This window comes from Devosia sp. MC532 (genome assembly GCF_016461625.1).
Classification (GTDB): domain Bacteria; phylum Pseudomonadota; class Alphaproteobacteria; order Rhizobiales; family Devosiaceae; genus Devosia.
This window is the reverse complement of the sequence record NZ_JAEMNZ010000001.1, coordinates 574,547-593,757: the sequence shown is the minus strand read 5'-3', so window position 1 is coordinate 593,757 and position 19,211 is coordinate 574,547. Positions and strand designations below refer to the sequence as shown.

Here is a 19,211-nt window from a genome sequence, read left to right as displayed (position 1 = left end):
GTTGACGCCCGTGTTCGGTTGTCACGCTGGGCCCATCAGGACTCCCAGCTGGTCCATTTCTTCCCGATCTGGAAGAAGATGACGTAGATGCTGATGCCGATGGTCGCGAGAAGCACGATCACAGCGAAGAACTGCGGCATGCGGATCATCGACGAATAGTAGTTGAGGCGGTTCCCGAGCCCTTCCGCGCCGCCGACCATCTCTGCGCCGACGGTCGTCAGGAGTCCAAAGATCGAGCCGATCATCAGGCCAACCATGATCATCGGCATGGCCATCGGGATGCGGATCTTCGTGAAGATTTGGAAGGTCGATGCACCGAAGGACTTTGCCAGTGCGATTTTCGCGAGGTCGACACGACGGAAACCCGTCGCCGAGTTAATCATCACCATGGGGCCAGATGCGAGCGCCACAGCGATAATGCGTGGTTCCCACCCAAAGCCGAACCGCAGCACCAAGAGTGGGACGAGCGCCAGCATGGGTGTTGTGACCAGAAGCAAGATGTAGGGCGTGATGATCTTTTCAGCGAACGGGAATTGAGTGATCACCGCCGCGAGAATGAACCCTATGGATGCCCCGATTGAAAACCCAATGAGCAGCTCGCAAATAGTGGTGACGAGGTGTGGCCACAGGAATGGCCATTCCGTAATCAAAGCCGATCCGATCGCGCTCGGCGGTGGCAGAATGTAGAGCGGAACTTCAAACAGGCGTATCAGCAGTTCAGCGCCGCCAATGATGACAACAGCGACCAGTGCGATAATCGCGGTTTCGAATGCGGTGCGGTTTGAGTTGCCCAAGAGCGCACCTGCGCCTCCGGCCAACCCTGCCTCTGTCTTCTGCCCCTTGTTCCCAAAGCTCGGGATTTTGTCGTGCAAGGCGTCACTCATTTCAATCTCCTTGCGCGCTCAGGTGGCCGGACGGTGGTCGATCATGCCCTTGATGGCTTCGACCCGTTCGAGAAATTCGGGGGTTGTCTGGAGCTTCACCGGGCGAGGGCGCGGCAAGTCGACATCAACAATAGTGGAGATGCGCCCAGGGCGGGCAGACATGACAACGATCCGGTCCGCCAAGAACACCGCCTCGGCGATGGAATGGGTAATGAAAATGATCGTCTTGCCCGTCTCCATCCAAATCTCTTGAATGAGAAGGTTCATCTCGTCGCGCGTGAAGGCATCGAGTGCGCCAAATGGCTCGTCCATTAAGAGAACTGATGGGTCCACAGCCAAGCTGCGAACGATCGATGCACGTTGTTGCATGCCACCGGACAGTTCGCGCGGATATTTGTTCTCAAAGCCTTCGAGGCCAACACGCTTGAGCAGCTTTTTAATCAGCTCCCGATTGGGCGGCTGCTTTTTGATCTCAAAAGGCAATTCGATATTGCTGCCCAAATTGCGCCAAGGCAGCAAATTGGCTTCCTGAAAGATCATAGCGATTTCAGGATGAGGCTTGGTAATAACGTCAGAGCCGAGGCGTATCTCGCCGCTGGTGAGACCGTGCAAGCCGGCCATGGACCAGAGCAAGGTAGACTTGCCGCAGCCCGACGGTCCGAGCAGACACAGGAATTCCCCTTCGCGAACGTCTATCGAAACATTGTCCAGGGCATGTACGCCCCCTGACTTCGTTTGATAGATTTTCGTTGCCTGCGATATTCTCATTTTGGCTGGCATATGGGCGTCAGATATCGCCCCTGCTGCATTAGTCATGCAGCGTCCTCCCTCAGCAAGCTGTCGTGTAAAGCATGCTCGCCTCCTCTGGCAGAGCACACGTTCTCCTGATGTGACTGAAACAGAATTTCATGATCCAGCGTATTATACTTTAGTCGTATTCTAGAGGTGATTTTTGGTCTAAATCGGCTGTCTGAAACCGAAAATGGTGAAATTCCTCAAGCGTGTTAGGGATAGCTCTGACCGCTCGAGCTTCCTGTTTCAAAAATTTCTTGCTTAAAAAGCGGAAGGCTGTAATTCAATTTCATAACAGTGAAGGGGTGTTTGGCCGTATGACTGCTAAGTCGGCGAGTGTTGTTCAGTCGGATGTCATTGATATCGTCTCGCGCATGCAACGCGTGGAGGGCGGGCTGTCCCCAGCTGAGCAGCAGGTTCTTAAAGCCGTGCGCGCAGACTTCGAAGCCACGACGCGTATGACCATCGCTGAACTTGCCAAAGCGGCTGATGTCAGTCAGCCCACTGTGACGCGTTTTTGTCGGTCTATCGGTAGCGCTTCCTTTGCCGATTTTAAGATCAACCTCGCCACGACTTTGACCGTCGCCGCCGCCTATTTGCAGCCAGACCGCCAGTTTGACGATGATGCAGGGCAGCTTGCGCAATCGATCATGTCGCGTGCGATCAACGCCATGCGAGATGCGCTGAATGGGCTCGATACTGACGCCGTAACCCGCGCTATCGCAGCACTATCCAATGCGCGTCGCGTGGATATTTACGGGCAGGGCGGGGGCTCGGCGAGCCTGGTCGAGGACGCAAAACTGCGGCTTTTCCGCATTGGCTTGCCTGTGTCAGCCTATATCGACGGACATCAGCAACGCATGTCGGCAGCGACCCTGAGCAAGGGTGATGTTGTCATCGCCATTTCGAACAGCGGGCGTTCGAAGGCGGTGGCAGAAGCCGTTCAAATTGCGTCGTCTTTCGGCGCGACGACAATTGTGTTGACCCGACCTGATACGCCCGTGGCAGAGGGCGCCACGATCCTCATTCCTATCGTTATCGCAGAGGACGAAAACGTCCTCGCGCCAACGCCTTCCAGATACGCCCACATGATGGTGATCGATACGATTGCCGCAGGTGTCGCCTCAGAGCGAGGCGCTCTGGCGCGCGAAATCTTGCGTCGCGTTCGATACACGGTCGCCAGCATTGGCATAGCCATTCCCGCGCCATCCACTGACCCAACGATCTTGATGAAGACCATCAAACCGCACGAGTGATCCCATGACCTTGGCCAGCAACAATACGCCCGATTGGGTGTTCCGGAACGCGCGCATCATCGATGGCACGGGAGGAGCGTCCTATCACGGGGAGTTGGCAATCGTTGGCGACACGATTTCTGCAGTGGGGCCGGTCGGGTCAATTAGCCAGACGGGACGCAATGAAGTCTATCTGCAAGGGCTAGCACTGGCGCCTGGTTTTATCGACTCGCATACTCATGATGATCGTATCGTGCTCGATGCGCCGGAAATGCTCCCAAAAATCAGCCAGGGTGTGACTACCGTTGTGGTTGGGAACTGTGGTGTTTCCCTTGCGCCGGTCACCTTTAAGGGTGATCCACCACCGCCAATGAATCTGTTGGGTGGCAATCGTTCCTATGAATTTGTCACCTTCGCGTCTTACGCGCGGGCGGTGGCCGAGGTTGTACCCGCTGTAAACGTCGCCGCACTGGTCGGCCATTCAGCACTGCGATTGGCCGTGATGGCTGACGTTAACGCGAAAGCGAGTGACAGCGAGATCGAGCGCATGGGGGCAATGCTGTCCGAGGCAATGGAAAATGGGGCAGTGGGGTGGTCGACAGGCTTGTTCTATCCCACAAATGCAGCAGCAGATGCTGACGAGGTGTCACGGTTGGGGCGCTATGTTGCGCGACACAGCGGCGTCTACGCGACCCACATGCGGGACGAATTCGAGCATGTTCTCGAGAGCATCGATGAGTCTGCTGACACCGCTAAAGCGGCGGGTACAGCATTGGTCATCTCGCATCATAAATGTGCGGGGGTCGAGAACTGGGGGCGATCGCAGCAGACACTGCCCAAGATTACGCGATTGGCCCAAGATCAGACGATTAATATCGACGTTTACCCCTATGCGGCTGGCTCGACCAATCTGCGCGCGGATCTGATCACCGATACATATCCGATCATGATCTCGTGGTCCGGGCCGCATCCGGAAATGACGGGTCGTTACCTTATCGACATTGCCGCAGAGTGGGGCCTCGACCTGAGTTCCGCTGCCGCGAAGCTGCAACCTGCAGGTGCGATTTACTTTCAGATGGATGAAGCCGATGTGCGGCGTGTCCTCGCCTCGCCGCTCTCGATGATCGGTTCGGACGGTTTACCGCATGACGTCCATCCGCATCCGCGTTTGTGGGGAACATTCCCGCGCGTACTGGGGCACTATGCACGAGACGAGAATTTGTTCGATCTGGAGACTGCGGTCCACAAGATGACGGGCAAGACTGCAAAGGTCTTCGGGCTGACGCGGCGCGGTCAGCTCAAAGCCGGTTGCTTTGCCGACCTCGTCGCATTCCGCCCGGACGCCATTGCGGATTTGGCGACATACGAAAAGCCAGTCCAACAATCGGTTGGCATCGAACTGGTCATGGTGAATGGCAAAATGAGCTTTGGCCAAAGTGGTGCGTCGGTCACGCGTGCTGGACGACTTGTCTACCGCGACAGGTAATGGTGTTTCTTGGGCCGGTGGTGGAGTTACGAGGCGACGTGCAATCTGAGCACAATGTCCTGATCGTAATTGCCAAAACCCTTGCCAAAAATATTGATGCCGCCGGGATGCTTGGCGTCGTCTTTGACCGCGATGCGTAAGCGGATCGAGTGGTGCGTGTCCAAATCAAGGTCGGCCATCGACACCGGCGAGATTTTCATCCCGTCAACGTAAGTGCCGGCGGCTGTCACGCGCCAGCTTTTCAGCTTGCCATATTGGCTGCCCTTAAGCTTCCACCAGTCGGGCGTGTAGACGCCTCGTTTGTCGCCATAGTCGCCAGTCGACATCCAAGTGCCGACTTCGATGCCATTGATCGAAAGGGTAATGTCGCTTGGCCAATCGGCGGACGTGCCGGGCACCTCTGAGCTCAACTCAATTGCGAATTCTAGGGTTTCTACAGTTGTTTTGGAGAGGCGGGCATTATTGGGAAATTGGTATTCTAGATAGCCGCGCGTGAACCATATCAGGCCGGCCTTCATGCGGTCGGGGTCGAGGAATGTGTCTGGCACGTCCAAGAGCCCAATGATGCTTTCCGTAGAACACAATCCGCATGGCGCCGTGACCTCACAACTGGTGTAAAGCCCCAAGGGCATGGACACTTCTATGACGCTGTCACGCTTGTCACTTTTGTCCTCGTTGAACATGACAAGGATCTCGTCAAAAGTGGAGTGGCAGATCTTTTGATTGCCCTTCCGCGCCTTTTGCGTTTCGAGCCGCAAGAGGCCTGCGGCCTCTAAGATCTGCACATTTGTGGAGACGGTCGATTGCGGCAGGCCCAAGTGGTCGGCAATGTCGTTGCCATTGAGCGGGCCTTCGGTCCGCAGAAGTTTCAAGATTTTGACGCGAATAGGGGAGGCTAGGCCTCTGATGATGTCTTGGCCTTCTTCCGGGTCAACCACTAGAAAATTGCGGCTCATCAGGTCCTCGAGGCCCAGATCGGCGAATGTATATCAGATAGACTGATACGTATTGGCTGGCAACTCTGGCGCGGGCTTGCCGCTAAAACAAAAGAGACGCGCGCCGCTCCAGACGCACGTCCCTTTTGCGCGGCCATACTTCGGTGAGGATGGCCAGCTATTACCTACCCTTTGTGTCCCTCAGAAATCTGATCACGCAGGTTTTGGCCATGGCTCTGTCGATCGTGACTCGGTCGTGAGTGTGGCCAATCTGTCAAATGGCGACTAACCCCTCTGACGGTGTAGGTAATGTATTCCGTTCGTCTGTGATCGGACTGTCAGACCGTAGTTCTCCGCCAGTTTTGCAACTGTGCCATCTGCCTTAAGGTCAGCAAGGGTTGCGTCCATTTGACGGCGTAGGGTTGTGTCACCCTTCCAGAAACCGAAGCTCAGCCCTGTGGCGGCGGGCCCGTTTGGGACGGGGCTGAGGCTGAACTCGCTCGCGTCAAAATGGGCGGCAGCGATCGTGCTTTCGGTGATTGCAGAGCTGATTTCGCCTTGGTTGAAAGCGTCGACCAAGTCATCGACGTTTTGCATTGGCAGAGCGTCGACACCGTTCCGAATAAGGCTTTGAGCCAGCGCGACGCGATCCAGCGCGAAGGTGCCCGGTGCGAAAGCAACGCTCTCGGGTGGCCACGCTGCCTCGCCTTTGTGAACCCATGTCCATTCGCTCAAAAGGTAAGGGGCGCTTAGCTCCAAAAGGCTTCTGCTCCAAACATTGTCGCGGATGCCGCCAACAATAACGCGGCAGTTGGCGCGCGAGATCCGCCAGTTGGTCGGATTGTATTCCCGGTTCATCGCCGCGTTCTGTGTCACCGTGATGGTGAGACCCATCCGACTGGCCGCCTCACGGAGCAGTTCGATCTCAAAGCCCGGCTTCTCGCGGTCGCGCGTTACCAGGGGGCCCATCTCACGTGGGGCGCAAACGGTGAGGCGTTCAGCCTGATGAATTTCAGACCAAGACTCGTCGGACGGCAGAAAGCTAACGCCGAACAGAATGGCGAAAGACACTGCGAGCGGTACGAGGGGGCGAAGAGAGATCATCGCCTATACCTTGCGGAATTCGTACATGGCGACGAGAAAGAGAACGATAGCCATGCCACCCGCGACCTGCCAGCCCAGCATAAGGGGGAAGGAGTGAAAGCCGATGAGGATGCCGCGTAAGCTATCGACGGCATACGTAATCGGATTGGCTTCAACCAGCGCCACGAGCCAGCGCGGATAGACGACCAACGTCTGAGCACGAGTAAGAGCCGGATCAAGCGGAAACACCGAGGACGAGGTGAAGTAGAGCGGGAGCACGAGCGCGTTTGAAAACACGCCAAAGCCCTCAAACCCTTTCACATGGTTGGCAATGACGATGCCAAGCGATGTCATGCCAAAGGAGATGACGAACATCAGTCCCAAGGCGGCAATGAAGTCCTCCAAGCTGATGTGGATATTGGCAAAGCGCGCTACGGCCAAAACCAGCATGCCGTGAACCACAGCTGTGGTGGCTCCGCCTAAGACTTTGCCCAAAAGGATGAAATTGCGCGGCAGCGGCGAGACGAGAACTTCACGCAGGAAGCCAAACTCACGATCCCAGATTAACGAAACCGCCGATTGGATGGAGGTGTAGAGGATGTTGAGGACGATCACGCCGGGAAAGATGTACTGCAAATAGGTGAAGGGGACGATGAACTTAACGTCGCCCATGACTTCGCCCCGGAAGAACGGGTTGAGGCCAACGCCGAGAATAAGCACCCAGAGGAGCGGCCGAGAGACGCCACCGATCAGCTGTCCCCGATCGGTGAGTGAGCGCTTCACTTCGCGCCACCAAATGACCTGCACACCGCATGCGATGTCCCACATATTGCGCAGGGCCGATGGGTTGTACTGACGGCGCGCGCGCGGAGTTGGGGTTTTCTGGCTCATTTGCGAGCTCCTTTGCCAGCGGGCTTGCCGCGTCCAGAGTTCGGTGCTTCTTCGCGCAAAGCGCGGCCGGTGAGGCTGAGGAAGACACTTTCGAGGCTTGGCGGTTCAAGGGTAGCCAGCGCAACTTTGCCACGCAGGGCTGCAAGCGCCGCCTCAGCCTCAGGTAGAGAGGCGAAGCGTACGAGCATCTGGCCGTCCGGCATTGTCATGGCGTCGGGATGAGCAGAAACAATGGCTTGGCGGCCAGCGCTACCTTCCGGCTGCAGCCGCAAGAGCGTCGTGCCATGCTTGGCTTTTAGATCTGCCGGCGTGCCCTCAACGAGGATTTTGCCACGGTCGATAACACAGACGTCGTCGGCTTCTGCCACTTCGTCGATGTAGTGCGTGGTGACGACAACCGTCAGTCCGGTCTGCTCGCGCAGGTCCGTGAGGTGCTGCCAGATATTGGCGCGGGACTGAGGGTCGAGACCAACAGTGGGTTCATCCATAAAGAGAATTTCTGGGTCGTGGAGCAGGCCGCGGGCGATCTCGAGGCGGCGCTTCATACCCGCGGAAAGGGCGCGAACGGGCGCTTTGCGCCATTCTTCCAAGCGGACGAGTTCGAGCATTTCATCAATGCGGCGATTGCGTTCGGAACGCCCCATGGCGTGAACGCGCGCGTGAAAGTCGAGGTTGTCGAAAACCGACAGTCGTGTGTCCAGCGTAGAGTTCTGAAATATAACGCCAATCCGGCGACGTACGTCGCGCGGCTGGCGCGCAACGTCGATCCCCGCGACGACAGCACGCCCGGCGACTGGCTTGCGAATGGTTGAGACAATATCGATAAGGGTCGACTTGCCTGCGCCATTGGGGCCGATCAGGGCAAAGAGGCTACCGTTAGGAACGGTGAGGCTGACATTGTCCAAAGCCAGGGTGCGGCCATAGCGCTGGGAGATGCCGTCCACAACAATGGCGGCGTTGTCACTGACGGGCGCTGACGGATATTGGGTCATGCGATGACTCCTGCTTGAGGCAAGGTCTCAAAACACAGTGTGCTGAGACTGTCCTCGGCATGCAGAGTGAGGAAAATATTGCGTGGGTTGACCGCGGTGCGGAGCGATAGCTGTAATGTATCAAGGGCTTGCCTGTATTGGCTAAGCATTGTTTCGTCGATGGTGATGTCGCGCTCTTGCCCTGTTTCAGCGTCGACAAAGCGGTGAACGCCTTCGCCATAGGCACCGGGATCACGCTCGACAGCGCTAAGTATTTGAAGGGCGGCTATACTCGCTGGAGTGGCTGCCAAACTGCCCAAGCTCTGCGCCGCACCGGGCTCCCAGAAATCTGAAAGCACAATGCAGACCGTGCCTGCATCGGCCGTTGCACGAAGAGATTCAATGCTTTGGGCAAGGCTAGACAGTGCGGGCCTGGGTTCGCCGACTTCACGGTCGTGGACTGGCCTTAGGTCTGTTTGCGCGAATGCGAACAGCTCTGGTGCACGGCTGCGACCCTGCCAAACAGGGGAGCGACGGATGGCGTTGTCGCCCTCTAGCACGAGTATTTGAACGCGATCTTGACCGACCAGCGCGACAAAACCGAGGGCTGATGCCAGGGCTGAGGCAAGGCGAGCCTTCGCAGGAACGCTGACCATAGAAGGGGTTAGGTCGAGAACAATGGTAACAAGGAGCTGACGACGTTGCACATAGCTACGGGTCAGCGGCGCGCCAAGGGCTAGGCTGCGCGGATCAACATGGCGCAGATCATCACCAGCGCGATAGGCGCGGTATTCGGCAAACTCCATGCCCGCGCCGCTCGTTTTTGATTGACGCTCGCCAACACCGCGCGTGGCCCGTGAAGAGCCCGCTACGATGTGCATTGCTGAAAGCTGATCCATCAATGCAGGCGTGAGTGCCGCCTGCGCTTGATTTGCCTCTAAGCTCATGAAATCGAACCGAGATGTTTGTCAAAGAGGCGGTTGAGCAGCTTGGTCACGGCCAGCGGATCTGCCTTGGCTTCAAAGCGAGCGTGGAGGCGATGGAGCAGGGTCGGGCCCATGACAGCACGGAGGTCCTCCACGGCAACGTGGTTGCGACCGGCGAGGAAGGCGTGGGCCTTGGCCCCGAGGAGCATTGACTGGGCCCCACGTGGGCTGATGCCATAGCGCAGAATGCGATTGGCTTCGGCATCGCTATCGGGGCTGCCCGGCTGGGTTGCTGTCGCGAGTTTGGCGACGGCCAGCGGGATGGAGGAATGAACTGGCATGTCTCGGACCAGCGCGCGCAGGACAAGAATTTGCTCTGGCGTTAGAACAGATTGCAGCTTTGGCTTCTCGGTGCCGGTGGTGGCAATGAGGATTTCAGCGAGACTTTCTGGGGTCGGGTATTTGACTTCGATGCGCAGCATGAAGCGGTCAACCTGCGCCTCGGGGAGGGTGTAAGTCCCTTCCATTTCAATCGGATTTTGGGTCGCGAGAACCGTGAATGGTTGCGGCAGCTGTTCGGTGCGGCCATTGTGGGAAATGGCCCCGTCCTGCATCGCTTCCAAGAGGGCGGACTGGGTGCGTGGGGTGGCGCGGTTGATTTCGTCGGCCAAGAGGAGCTGGGTGAAAATCGGGCCCTTCTGGTAGTCGACGCGGGGGCGGCCGGTCTCGTCTTCCACCAGTGTCATGCCGCCAGTGATGTCGGCGGGCATAAGGTCAGGTGTGAACTGAATGCGCGCGAAATCGAGCCCGGTTGCAGCGTGAAGGCTTTGAACGAGAAGAGTTTTTCCGGTTCCCGGAGGACCTTCAAGGAGAACGTGGCCGCCTGAAATAATGCCGATCAGGGTCAGCAAAATGGTCTCGTCCTGACCGCGCACGGCCTTGGCAATCTCGCTGCGTGCAGCGCTGAGGGCAGTGCGGAGCGTTTCAATATCTGAAGCAATTGGGGCGTGAGCGGTCACGATGCCAGTCCTTGATTGGTGGGGGCTTGCATACCGGCCTTGGCGCGTGGGCGCGGGGGACGCATGTAGAAGAATAGGGTGATGAGGAAGGCGAGGAGCGCCAGGGCAGTCCAAGGCGTGGTGAGGCCGGGGACGAGGCGCAGGGCCATGCCTTCGGGGGCTTTTTCGATGCCGCCAACAAAGCGTGGAGCGACGTCTGAAATCGGCTCTGCCCAATAAGCTCGATTGATGAAGGTAGCAGATTCTGCAATTAAATCAGAGGTATCGCGTGCGGCCGCGCCGAAACGCTTCGGCGGGGCGATAGCGACGCGGGCGTGAACGCGGCCGGTTTTCTCGGTGAGAACATTGGCCGTGTAGGTGCCGGGAGCACTTTCTTGCAAAGCGATGTGTTGGACCGCTCCATCGGCGAAGGTCACTTCGGCGATAGGGGCGAGACCAAATCGTGGCGCGCCGTCATCGTCCAGAACGTTGAGTGTGAGCGCGATGGTTTCGCCTTGGCCTCGAATGGCCAAAAATGGGCCGCTGGCCGGCACTATTGGGCGTATCTGGCGCAAAACATGGGCCCAGAAGGGGCCTATCGTGGCGTCATTTCGCCAGTTCCGTGTCCATTCGCCGGTGGCATCACTTGCAAAAGCGAGAACGGAACCATTGCCATAACGCCAGCTCGCCATGAGGGGCGCTTCTTCGCCCTCGGCATTGGTCGAGGTCATGCTGACGAGTGCCTCCGGCTTTTCGGTGGTGAGCACCAAGCCAGAAATACTCGGTGGGGTCGCGGACAAGCCGCGCATCAGATCGGCGCTGAGCTGTTTAACGCGCGGCTGTTCTACGCCCTCACGTACGGGCGAGGACAGCAGCATAGCCTCTTGCGAGAGGATGGAGGGTAAACTTGCGAAATCGTCCGAGGCGTGGACCGAACCGCCACCCGCTTGCGCGATTTCGATGACGGCACGGGTATCGGCTTCGGTGCCGACAGCGACGGCCGACACGGTAATGCCTTGGTCTCGCATTTGGCCAGCGATGCCAGCGAAATCGCCGGGCAGGCTGAGACCATCGGACATGACAATCATGTGGCGCGCTTGCGCTTCGGAATTTTGAAGCAGACCCCAGCCAGCTTCGAGACCGGGCACGATGGCAGTGCCGCCGCCGGTATCGACCTCGGCGAGGGCCGCGCGAATAGCATCGCTTTCGCTTGCAGCAGTGAGCGGGAGAATGACACGGGCTTCTGTGTCGAAGACCACAATGCCGACCTGGCTGGCTGGATTGAGCAACTCAATCGCGCCAGCTGTTGCCTGCCGGGCGAGTTCAAGACGCGTGCCGCTACCAACGGTCTGGTTCATGCTGCCCGAACGGTCAAGGACGAAGACCATTGTTACCTCTGGCGCTTCGCGGGGTACGCGGGCCGAAAGAGGGGAGAGGTTCTCAAATGGCGTGGCGTAATAGCCGCCGGGTCCAAAGGCCTTGTTGCCGCCAAGGGCGATTAGGCCGAGGCCGTGTTCGGAGACTGCTGTTTCAACCAGACCAGCCTCGCGGGAGGTGATCGCGCGCGCAGGCATGTTGACCAGAACCACGGCGTCATAGTTCAGCCAGCCGCGCAGATAGTCCGGTGCGGAAGCTGGGTCGAGTACGGCGACGTCCGCTTCCGTGTGGCCGGGCAGCGCCATTTCGGCAAAGGCCTCGCCGTGCGAGAGGGCAGGCGCGAGGAGAAGAATAGGGCGACCGGCACGGGCCGTGGTGATCGCCGACATTTTGCTGGCGAAGCCGCGCTCGGTGGAGACGTTGACCGTAAACAGAGTTTCGCCCAATGCCAGCGGAGGGAGTTCAGTCTCAATCCGGTTCATGCCCGGCAAGAGGGCGATGTTTTCTGCGGCAAGCTGGGTGCCGTTGGCATGGAAGGAAACTTCCGCGGGGAGTTCCACGGGAGTGCTGACGAGAGCCGTTAGCACAATGCGATCGCCGGGCTTGGCGTCGGCGGGGACGGCGAGCGCTACGAGTTCAGGCTGCTGTGCTTCTGGCACTGAGGCATCAGTGTGGGTGATGGCGGTCCGGCCGGATAAGGCGAAGCTGTTGCTTGCCGACATCTCGGTGCGGATCGGTGCGCTGATGGTGATCGCTGCGTGTTGATGGGGCGGAACGAGCGCTTCAGCGAGGGCGAGAGCAGGGCCCAAATGGGTTACGCGCGTGGCGGGCTGTGCGGAGGTATCTGATGACGCTAAGCGCGGAACTGGCCCGGCAGTAATTGTCGTGGTGCCCGGCACTGACGCCGCGCCCTGAGGAGCGATGGTCACAGCAACACTGCGCACGAATGGCAAGGGCAAAGCGAGGCCGATCACTGCAGCACTCAGCAAAGCCATGGGTATGAGAGCGGTCAGCGCGCGTCGGCCACTTCTGCGATAGCGGAGGGCCGCATCGGCAGCCATGAGCGCCAAGGCGAGTAGGATCAACCACGGCAACAATGCCAAGGGAGCCGACCCAGAATCTGGCTCAACATTTTCAGCTGAAACCGCTGGTGCGCGGCTCGGAGCGCCGTTGATGGCAATGAACTGGCCAGTTCCGGACGTGAAGACGCCTGCGTTGCTTGGGATGAACGCGGCGGCTGAGACCGAGAACGGCTCCGCGCCCGTTACGGAGGTGTACGACCCAGGCTGTGCGCCACACGGCAAACCGACCTGACAGTTGAGCAGCGGAAGGCCGGAGAGGCCAAGCCAATCGGTGATCTGGCCCGAAAGGAGTGGCAGAACATCTGAGCCCTTCCAGTCAACTGTGCGCGGGTCAAAACGGACGAAGAGATCGCGATAGGTTTCGCGCTCGATTGTTGCAAGGAGCGGAAGGGTATTGCCGGCAACCAAGACTTCGGCACCAGCCGGGAGCGAACGCGTGGACACCTGAGCATAGTCGGGAATATGCCAATCCAACCCATGGGTGAGGGGGTGTACCGGGTGCCAGTAATCAGCGTCATGCGCTGCGGCAGTGGCGTCGCTGGTTTCAGCAATTCCGGCCGAGCCAAGCCAGATTGTGTGTGCGGCGGGCGCATTTGGAAGTGTGAGATTATCGACCACGACGAGAGCAAACTCGCTTAGGTCCGACGGCAGTTCTGAGGTCTTGAAAACCTCAACATTGTCTTGCGCCAGCAATGCGCGAATGAGCGGCTGATCGGCGCTGGTCGGCTCGGCAACGTAGAGAACACGCTGCGGCACTGAGCTCGTGGTTAGCGTGTAATGGGTCGAGCCAGCCCAAGGTTGTGTATCTTCGGCTGAGACGCTGACGGTGATCAGACCCAGATCTTTGAGCGTGATGGTTTCGTCGATTGACGAAACGCCATCGACAAACTTGAGACGGAAACTGGTCCACGGAAGGGGCTGATGTTCGCCAATGTCAACGAGGCTGGTGAACCCAATTTCGAGGCGCGCTTCTTCTACGGTGGCGGCCGCGGTCGCGCTGCCCTGAATGCGCCACTTGCCGTCTGCTGTGGGCGATAGACGCAGATCAAGACGCGGCGCGAGGGCTGGAAGCGTGATTGGCGTGTCCGCGAAGCTTGGCAAGGCTTCGTCCGAACGAAGCGCCTGGGGCAGGTGCGCACCGATATAGAGGCCTTCCACCGTCTCATTGGGGAGGAGGGTTTGGCGAATGAGGTCCAAGACTTGCGCGGTGTTTGCGGGACCGTCGCTTGGCAAGGTGGCAGCGACGAGGGGCGCTGCCATTTCGGGCTCATAAGGATGGCGTGCTGCCAGCAATTGTGGCGCGGGACCCGATAGAATGATGGAGACACGCTGAGGCGCTGCGCCGTTGCGCGTACGTAAGCTCGACTCTAGCGCGGCACGGGCCTTGTCGAATGTGCGCACGCCATCGGTCGAGACATTCATCTCGGCGGAGCCATCGAGAACGACCACTAAATGGTCAGCCGGACGCGCGCCGAGGAAAGGCTGCGCGAGCGCCAGGACGAGTGCGGCCAAGGCTGCCAGTTGCAAGAACAGCAGGGCCGAAGGCTTGGGCAGGCGGCGGCGACGCTTGGACACGCCCGCCATGTCTGGCAGGGAGAGCCAAATTTGCATGCTGGGCACGATGCGACGCACAGGCTGGGTGCTGTGCAGCCATATGATCAGTGCGCCAAGCGCGAGAAGGAGGAGCATCGCGGGAGCGAGAATGCCTGGGGTCACGACGTAATGGTCCCGGATAGTCTAGGGAGAGAGTTCATTCCGACACCTTCTCGAAATAACGCGACAAGGTAGATCGGTGGCTGGCGCTGATGGTTGACCGGGTGACCGGGACAGGCGCATGGGCGCTGACTGTCGCTCCGGCTTCACCTGAACCGGCACCTGCAAGTCCTTGTTCTGACTCAGAAGGGGGCAGGCTGATGCGAATGCGACGGCCTGTTTCCTGTGTCGACTGGGGCAGGGAGAAATCTTCGGCTCCGTTGGCGCCAAGGGCAAAGCTTTCGCCCAAAAGATCGCTGCTGCCACCACCGGCTTGATCGGCAGGTCCCTTGCCAGAATCCGCCGATGCGCCGACCGCTTCACGAGCCGCGATCTGCAATTGCTTGGGTTCAAGCTTTTGCATCGACATAGCGGCACTCGGCGGTGCTTCAGCAGTCCCCGGCGTGATCTCACCGCCCGGATTATCCATCTCGTTGCTGGCGACGTTGGCGGCATCTAGGATGTCCAGAGCCTCCCAATCTCGACGAATTTGCTCCACGGCGTCGAGGTCCATTGCGTACATGTCGATGCCATCGCGGAGCGAAGCGTCCGCGCGATTAGCGATTGCAGCGTCAGCGTTGGAGCCTTGCGCTTGATCGTTCGTGAACCTGTCCGCGTTCAGCCAGCTTGGGGGCCTGTCGCCGAATGCTGTAGACGCTTGATCGAGTAGAGCAGCAAGCGCTTCCTGGAGTTGGTCTTGAGTGGCGTCGGGCTCGGCTTGCACGATGCGCTCGCGGATTGCGCGTGCAATGGCCTCAAGCACTGGCTCATCGCGTAATACAGCCTCTTGGCGAAGGCGGTCGGAGAGGTCCTGTGCTGATTTTCGTAGGTCTTCGATCTCAGTCGGCGAGACGATGTGTGTGCTTGGTTGGGCGTTGAGTGGGCCCAGGTAAAGAGCGCTCGTTAAACTGCCGATAACAAAGGTAGCCGCAACAAATGAGATGATCGGGCGGGTCAGGAGTGGCCAAGCACTCGCGACGTCAAATGCCGCCGCCGCGGCATCGGCGCTGGCAAGGAGGTTTTGGGCGAGTGGACGAGTGGCGTGTTCGCCCTTTACGTCTACGGCGGTCGCGTAGGCGAGGTTAAGGTTGGCCTTTTTGTCTACGGCCAACGCCAAATGCGTTCGGCTGATGAGCGCGCGCCAATCTCCCCAAAGTGCGATGGCAAAAGCTGCAAAGGCAGAGGCCGCAATGGGTGCTGCAAAAGGCAGGGAGGATTGAATGACGTTGACGTTAGCAAAGCCTACGAACTGCCAAGACGCGTCAAAAAATGCGGCGCTCGTTGCGCCCGTAGCGGCACCGGCCGCCCCAAGCAATATCGTGCGTTGGCGCAGCCGAGCAGCGCTCGCCTCAAGAAGCCTGTCTCGAGCGTCAGCCATCACCAAACCCAAATTTCGAGTGCGCAGACAAAGGCGAGGGTAAGGGGCGAACTCCAGCGCGCATGAGCGGTGATGAAGCCCGGCAGATATGGCCGGAGCAAATGGGCGCCGGTTAATGCGAAAATGGGTAGCAGATTGATCAAGGCGACGCGGTCAGAGAGCAGGACGAACGTGGCGAACCAGGCCTGGGTCCCTTGCAACAAATCGGGTGGGGTGAGCGCCAGGATAATCGGCCGGGAGGCAGCAACTACGCGCCCCAGCATGAAGGTCGCGAGCAGCGCTGAAGCGACAGCAATACCAATGCCCCAAAAGCCACGGCCAATATCGCCGGGACGAATATCCATCGGCTTGACCCACGCGACATTCGCCAAGACCATCCCAAGCAGGGAAAAAACGTCAACGTGTGGGGTAGGGTCCAGAGTGAGCCGACCGTCATAGGTTGGGCCGTTATCGCCGAGCAGCTTAGCTGCCAGTGCGAGGAAGTAGCCGTGCAGCACGATGACGACCAGTCCGGCGCTGGCGTCTAGTGCCATGCGCGATGGATAGAGTTCGGAAATCAGAGGGATCACTTCTCGTCCCTCCACACCAGATTATGGCGCTCCGCCAAGGCCCGTAGCGTGCCGTTTGCTTCCAGCGCGGCAATCGCCTCATCAATCAACGCGCCCAGGAATGTATCTGGTGTGCGCACCGCCCCGCCAACCATGACCTCGGTTATGGGGAACGGGAGTTGGTCAAGGCGATGAAACTGTTGTTGGTGCTCGTCCATGCCCGCGAGAGCCGCGCCTTCCCAGATGAGGGCGGCGTCGATTGATCCTTCGGCAAGTGCAGTAACCAGAGCCTCATTGGTGCGGAATGTGACGCGCTGGGGAACTTTGTCGGCGGGCAGTGTTTTGAAATGGCTTACCAGCGCGGCGTCGCCAGCGGCATTGCTCTGAGTGCCGATACTTTTGGTGGCATCGAGATCATCGAGCGTTCGGACACCGGGATCGCGCGAAACGGCAATAATCTCAGAGGTTAAATACGGTCGGCTAATGCGCAACCATTCCGGCACGAAAGAGGTGAGGTGCATACCCATCACGACGTCGCACTGCTCCGCCATCATTATGAACATCTGCTCGTCAGTCATGCCCAGGATATAATCGTAGGCCGTTGGGCGGACTGGAAAGCCCCGCAGGTTTGGCGTGAACGTGCGAACCTGTGTCAGAAGCATCTGGCCGATTTTCTCAGCTACTTCCGTTTCAAATCTGGCAAGTGGTCCGACAGGGCGGATGCAAAAGGCGATGCGATTGCCTTCTCTGCGTGGGCGCTCTTCATAAAGGCCGCGGTTCTCCACGTCGATCTGCGCGACGGAGGGCGTGGTCGCCAGAAACCCAACGCAAATTAGTGCAGTAGCTGCGCGAAACGTCCCCCTCATGGATCGCGCAATCAGCCTGCGAAATCTGATATTTAAAACGTTCACTTGTGAGGAGACTTTGTGATGAGGTGACCAGCAGGCACCGCCAAAAATAATGGGTTGGCGCGGGAAACCCGCGCCAACCGCTTGTCCGAATGTATTAGTTCGGGAGAGCGAAGACGTGAACAGCCGAACCCGAGCTATTCATGTCAACCTTGATGCCGAGGCTGGAGTTCAGCGTGCTGCCGTAAGCGGCGTTACCGGTTACGACTGCAATGTACTGATTGCCATCGACTTCATAGGAGATCGGAGTGCCCATGGCCGAAGCGGCCAGACGGGTCTGCCAGATCAGTTCACCAGTGGTCTGGCTGATAGCCTTCAGGTAACGGTCAGCGCCGCCCGAGAAGACCAGATCGCCAGCGGTGCTGAGCAGGGAAGCGTAGTTTACGGCTTCCTGTTCGTAGCGCCATACGGTTTCACCGGTTTCCATGTTGATCGCGTCGATACGACCACCGTTGACCTGACCTTCTGGCAGGCGCCAGTTCAGCGCAACGTTGTAGGCCTTAGCTGGTACAGGTGCGTCAGCATTTGCAGTCACAGTCGCACACGCATTGGTGAGCGGCACAAACATGATCTTGGTTTCAGGGTTGTAGGCCGTACGTGGAACGTCGCGGCCGCCCAAGAAGGTTGGGCACATATCAACAACGCCGTCTTCCTTGAACACAACGTCTTCGTTGACGGTCACGAGACCGTTTTCGTCGATGTTGTCGATCAGGTTTTCTTCAACGGTGTCACGAGCGTAGATGAACTCGCCGGTAGCTGCGTCGAACTGCCAAACCAGACCAGTCTTACATGGAACGCCGGTCAGAACGGTGCGTTCGCCCGTTGCTGCGTTCGGGTTGATTGCCTCAAGACCTTCCATGGTTGGGCTTGGGTTCACGTTGAGCGTGTCCACAACCATTTCGAAGGTGCATTCCTGGTCCCAGTTATCGCGGGGCAGGGTCTGGTGACGCCATACGATTTCACCAGTCGATGGCTTAACCGCAAAGCGGGTGTTTGTGCCGTACTGGGTGCCGCCAACGGTGCCGCGCTGTACTTCGGAAGCAGGACCGGTACCGGTCGAGCCGTAGAACACCAGATCGAGTTCTGGGTTGTAGGTCATCTGACCCCAAGCGCCAGTCATCCAACGGGATTCGTATGGAGCGCCACCCCAAGTGTCGTCGCCTTCTTCACCTGGCTTAGGAATGAAGTAGTTGCGCCACAGTTCTTCACCGGTGTTCGCATCGTGGCCGGTTACGTAGCAACCAAAGCCCGAGTACTGGCAGGTGGAGCCCAGAACGATCACGCCATTGGCGATGATTGGACCGGACGAGTTGGAGATGCCTTCATCGCCCTGGCCACGGTCGATGTCGAACGCAACCTGGCCGGTCTTCATGTTGACCGCTACGAGGTGGTTATCCCAAGTCGCGTAATAGACGTTTTCGCCGTAGATCGCGATGCCGCGCTTACGGTCACGAGCAACAGTGCTCAGATCCTGTGGCTCAGCTTCAATGCGGTGACGGTATTCCCAGAGGAGGTCGCCGGTGACAGCATCGAGCGCCTGGAGCACTTCGTTGGTTGCGGCGAGGAACATCACGCCGTCATAAACCAGTGGAGCGGTCTGGGTGTTACCCACGTCGATACCACGAGCCCAAACCTGCTGAAGGCCGCTGACGTTTTCAGCGTTGACCTGGTCGAGCGGGCTGTAGCCGAAGTTATAAACGTCGCGGCCGTATGCCATCCAGTTGCCTGGAGCAACATTCTGCAGGTCCGCATCAGTGACAGGCTTCAGGTCTGCAAGCTTGTCAGCAAAAGCCGGTGCGCTGGCGAGAGCCATCGACGCGACCGTGAGCATAAGCAGGCGATTGATCTTCATAGAATTCATCCTCTTTTGAAGACACTGGGGTGCACTTAACCGGTCGCTGGCGCCGTGGGGCGCCAGTCGTGGTTATGTGTGGTAATCTTGTGAGCAGCTGTTCTGTTAGGCCG

At 58.6% G+C, this 19,211-nt stretch carries 15 protein-coding genes; 2 read left to right on the top strand and 13 right to left on the bottom strand.

The features are described from left to right. Positions 1–35: 35 nt before the first annotated feature. Together JHC09_RS02730 and JHC09_RS02725 are read right to left on the bottom strand one after the other, a co-directional pair. Positions 36–884, bottom strand: coding sequence for an ABC transporter permease (locus JHC09_RS02730; protein ID WP_169196304.1), 849 nt, complete (start codon positions 882–884; stop codon positions 36–38). Positions 885–902: 18 nt separating this feature from the next. Continuing rightward, a complete protein-coding gene (locus JHC09_RS02725; RefSeq protein ID WP_248308839.1) occupies positions 903–1,700 on the bottom strand; it encodes an ABC transporter ATP-binding protein in 798 nt (265 codons plus the stop codon). Positions 1,701–1,993: 293 nt separating this feature from the next. Between JHC09_RS02725 and JHC09_RS02720 the strand changes: the two genes are divergently transcribed. Both JHC09_RS02720 and JHC09_RS02715 read left to right on the top strand, forming a co-directional pair. After that, complete coding sequence (locus tag JHC09_RS02720; protein WP_199530690.1) at positions 1,994–2,932, top strand: MurR/RpiR family transcriptional regulator; 939 nt, start codon at positions 1,994–1,996, stop codon at positions 2,930–2,932. Between the two features lie 4 nt (positions 2,933–2,936). Next, positions 2,937–4,397 (top strand): D-aminoacylase, encoded by a 1,461-nt coding sequence (locus JHC09_RS02715; protein ID WP_199530689.1) that lies wholly within the window; start codon positions 2,937–2,939, stop codon positions 4,395–4,397. A gap of 26 nt (positions 4,398–4,423) precedes the next feature. On the opposite strand, the gene JHC09_RS02710 is transcribed toward JHC09_RS02715, so the two are convergent. The 11 genes from JHC09_RS02710 to JHC09_RS02660 all read right to left on the bottom strand — a co-directional run bounded on the left by JHC09_RS02710 (position 4,424) and on the right by JHC09_RS02660 (position 19,098). Next, positions 4,424–5,353 carry a helix-turn-helix domain-containing protein gene (locus JHC09_RS02710; RefSeq protein ID WP_199530688.1) on the bottom strand — a complete coding sequence of 310 codons (930 nt, stop codon included), beginning with the start codon at positions 5,351–5,353 and terminating at the stop codon, positions 4,424–4,426. A 264-nt stretch (positions 5,354–5,617) separates the two neighbouring features. Then, positions 5,618–6,436 carry a transporter substrate-binding domain-containing protein gene (locus JHC09_RS02705; protein WP_199530687.1) on the bottom strand — a complete coding sequence of 273 codons (819 nt, stop codon included), beginning with the start codon at positions 6,434–6,436 and terminating at the stop codon, positions 5,618–5,620. A gap of 3 nt (positions 6,437–6,439) precedes the next feature. Further along, a complete protein-coding gene (locus JHC09_RS02700; protein WP_248306066.1) occupies positions 6,440–7,306 on the bottom strand; it encodes an ABC transporter permease in 867 nt (288 codons plus the stop codon). Then, positions 7,303–8,298: an ABC transporter ATP-binding protein gene (locus tag JHC09_RS02695; RefSeq protein ID WP_199530686.1), complete on the bottom strand. Its 996-nt coding sequence runs from the start codon at positions 8,296–8,298 to the stop codon at positions 7,303–7,305. Before JHC09_RS02695 ends, JHC09_RS02700 begins: the two co-directional genes overlap by 4 nt. Then, complete coding sequence (locus tag JHC09_RS02690) at positions 8,295–9,224, bottom strand: DUF58 domain-containing protein (protein WP_199530685.1); 930 nt, start codon at positions 9,222–9,224, stop codon at positions 8,295–8,297. Before JHC09_RS02690 ends, JHC09_RS02695 begins: the two co-directional genes overlap by 4 nt. Then, a complete protein-coding gene (locus JHC09_RS02685) occupies positions 9,221–10,222 on the bottom strand; it encodes a MoxR family ATPase (protein WP_349236499.1) in 1,002 nt (333 codons plus the stop codon). Before JHC09_RS02685 ends, JHC09_RS02690 begins: the two co-directional genes overlap by 4 nt. Next, positions 10,219–14,376 carry a VWA domain-containing protein gene (locus JHC09_RS02680; RefSeq protein WP_199530684.1) on the bottom strand — a complete coding sequence of 1,386 codons (4,158 nt, stop codon included), beginning with the start codon at positions 14,374–14,376 and terminating at the stop codon, positions 10,219–10,221. The genes JHC09_RS02685 and JHC09_RS02680 overlap by 4 nt, the downstream gene beginning before the upstream one ends. Positions 14,377–14,410: 34 nt before the next feature. Further along, positions 14,411–15,790, bottom strand: coding sequence for a hypothetical protein (locus JHC09_RS02675; protein ID WP_199530683.1), 1,380 nt, complete (start codon positions 15,788–15,790; stop codon positions 14,411–14,413). Next, positions 15,790–16,359 carry a hypothetical protein gene (locus tag JHC09_RS02670; RefSeq protein ID WP_199530682.1) on the bottom strand — a complete coding sequence of 190 codons (570 nt, stop codon included), beginning with the start codon at positions 16,357–16,359 and terminating at the stop codon, positions 15,790–15,792. The genes JHC09_RS02675 and JHC09_RS02670 overlap by 1 nt, the downstream gene beginning before the upstream one ends. Beyond that, the gene (locus JHC09_RS02665; protein ID WP_199530681.1) at positions 16,356–17,204 is read right to left on the bottom strand and encodes a transporter substrate-binding domain-containing protein; all 849 of its coding nucleotides are present in this window, start codon (positions 17,202–17,204) and stop codon (positions 16,356–16,358) included. The genes JHC09_RS02670 and JHC09_RS02665 overlap by 4 nt, the downstream gene beginning before the upstream one ends. Before the next feature lie 139 nt (positions 17,205–17,343). Next, positions 17,344–19,098, bottom strand: a complete 1,755-nt coding sequence (locus tag JHC09_RS02660) for a PQQ-binding-like beta-propeller repeat protein (RefSeq protein ID WP_248308838.1) — start codon at positions 19,096–19,098, stop codon at positions 17,344–17,346. Positions 19,099–19,211 lie beyond the last annotated feature (113 nt).

Excerpts from the sequence above, each read along its gene's own strand:
- JHC09_RS02675 (WP_199530683.1), bottom strand. The coding sequence starts at position 15,790 with ATGGCTGACGCTCGAGACAGGCTTCTTGAGGCGAGCGCTGCTCGGCTG.
- JHC09_RS02705 (WP_199530687.1), bottom strand. The coding sequence starts at position 6,436 with ATGATCTCTCTTCGCCCCCTCGTACCGCTCGCAGTGTCTTTCGCCATT.
- JHC09_RS02710 (WP_199530688.1), bottom strand. The coding sequence starts at position 5,353 with ATGAGCCGCAATTTTCTAGTGGTTGACCCGGAAGAAGGCCAAGACATC.
- JHC09_RS02690 (WP_199530685.1), bottom strand. The coding sequence starts at position 9,224 with ATGAGCTTAGAGGCAAATCAAGCGCAGGCGGCACTCACGCCTGCATTG.
- JHC09_RS02725 (WP_248308839.1), bottom strand. The coding sequence starts at position 1,700 with ATGACTAATGCAGCAGGGGCGATATCTGACGCCCATATGCCAGCCAAA.
- JHC09_RS02730 (WP_169196304.1), bottom strand. The coding sequence starts at position 884 with ATGAGTGACGCCTTGCACGACAAAATCCCGAGCTTTGGGAACAAGGGG.
- JHC09_RS02715 (WP_199530689.1), top strand. The coding sequence starts at position 2,937 with ATGACCTTGGCCAGCAACAATACGCCCGATTGGGTGTTCCGGAACGCG.
- JHC09_RS02695 (WP_199530686.1), bottom strand. The coding sequence starts at position 8,298 with ATGACCCAATATCCGTCAGCGCCCGTCAGTGACAACGCCGCCATTGTT.
- JHC09_RS02660 (WP_248308838.1), bottom strand. The coding sequence starts at position 19,098 with ATGAAGATCAATCGCCTGCTTATGCTCACGGTCGCGTCGATGGCTCTC.
- JHC09_RS02665 (WP_199530681.1), bottom strand. The coding sequence starts at position 17,204 with ATGAGGGGGACGTTTCGCGCAGCTACTGCACTAATTTGCGTTGGGTTT.
- JHC09_RS02720 (WP_199530690.1), top strand. The coding sequence starts at position 1,994 with ATGACTGCTAAGTCGGCGAGTGTTGTTCAGTCGGATGTCATTGATATC.
- JHC09_RS02700 (WP_248306066.1), bottom strand. The coding sequence starts at position 7,306 with ATGAGCCAGAAAACCCCAACTCCGCGCGCGCGCCGTCAGTACAACCCA.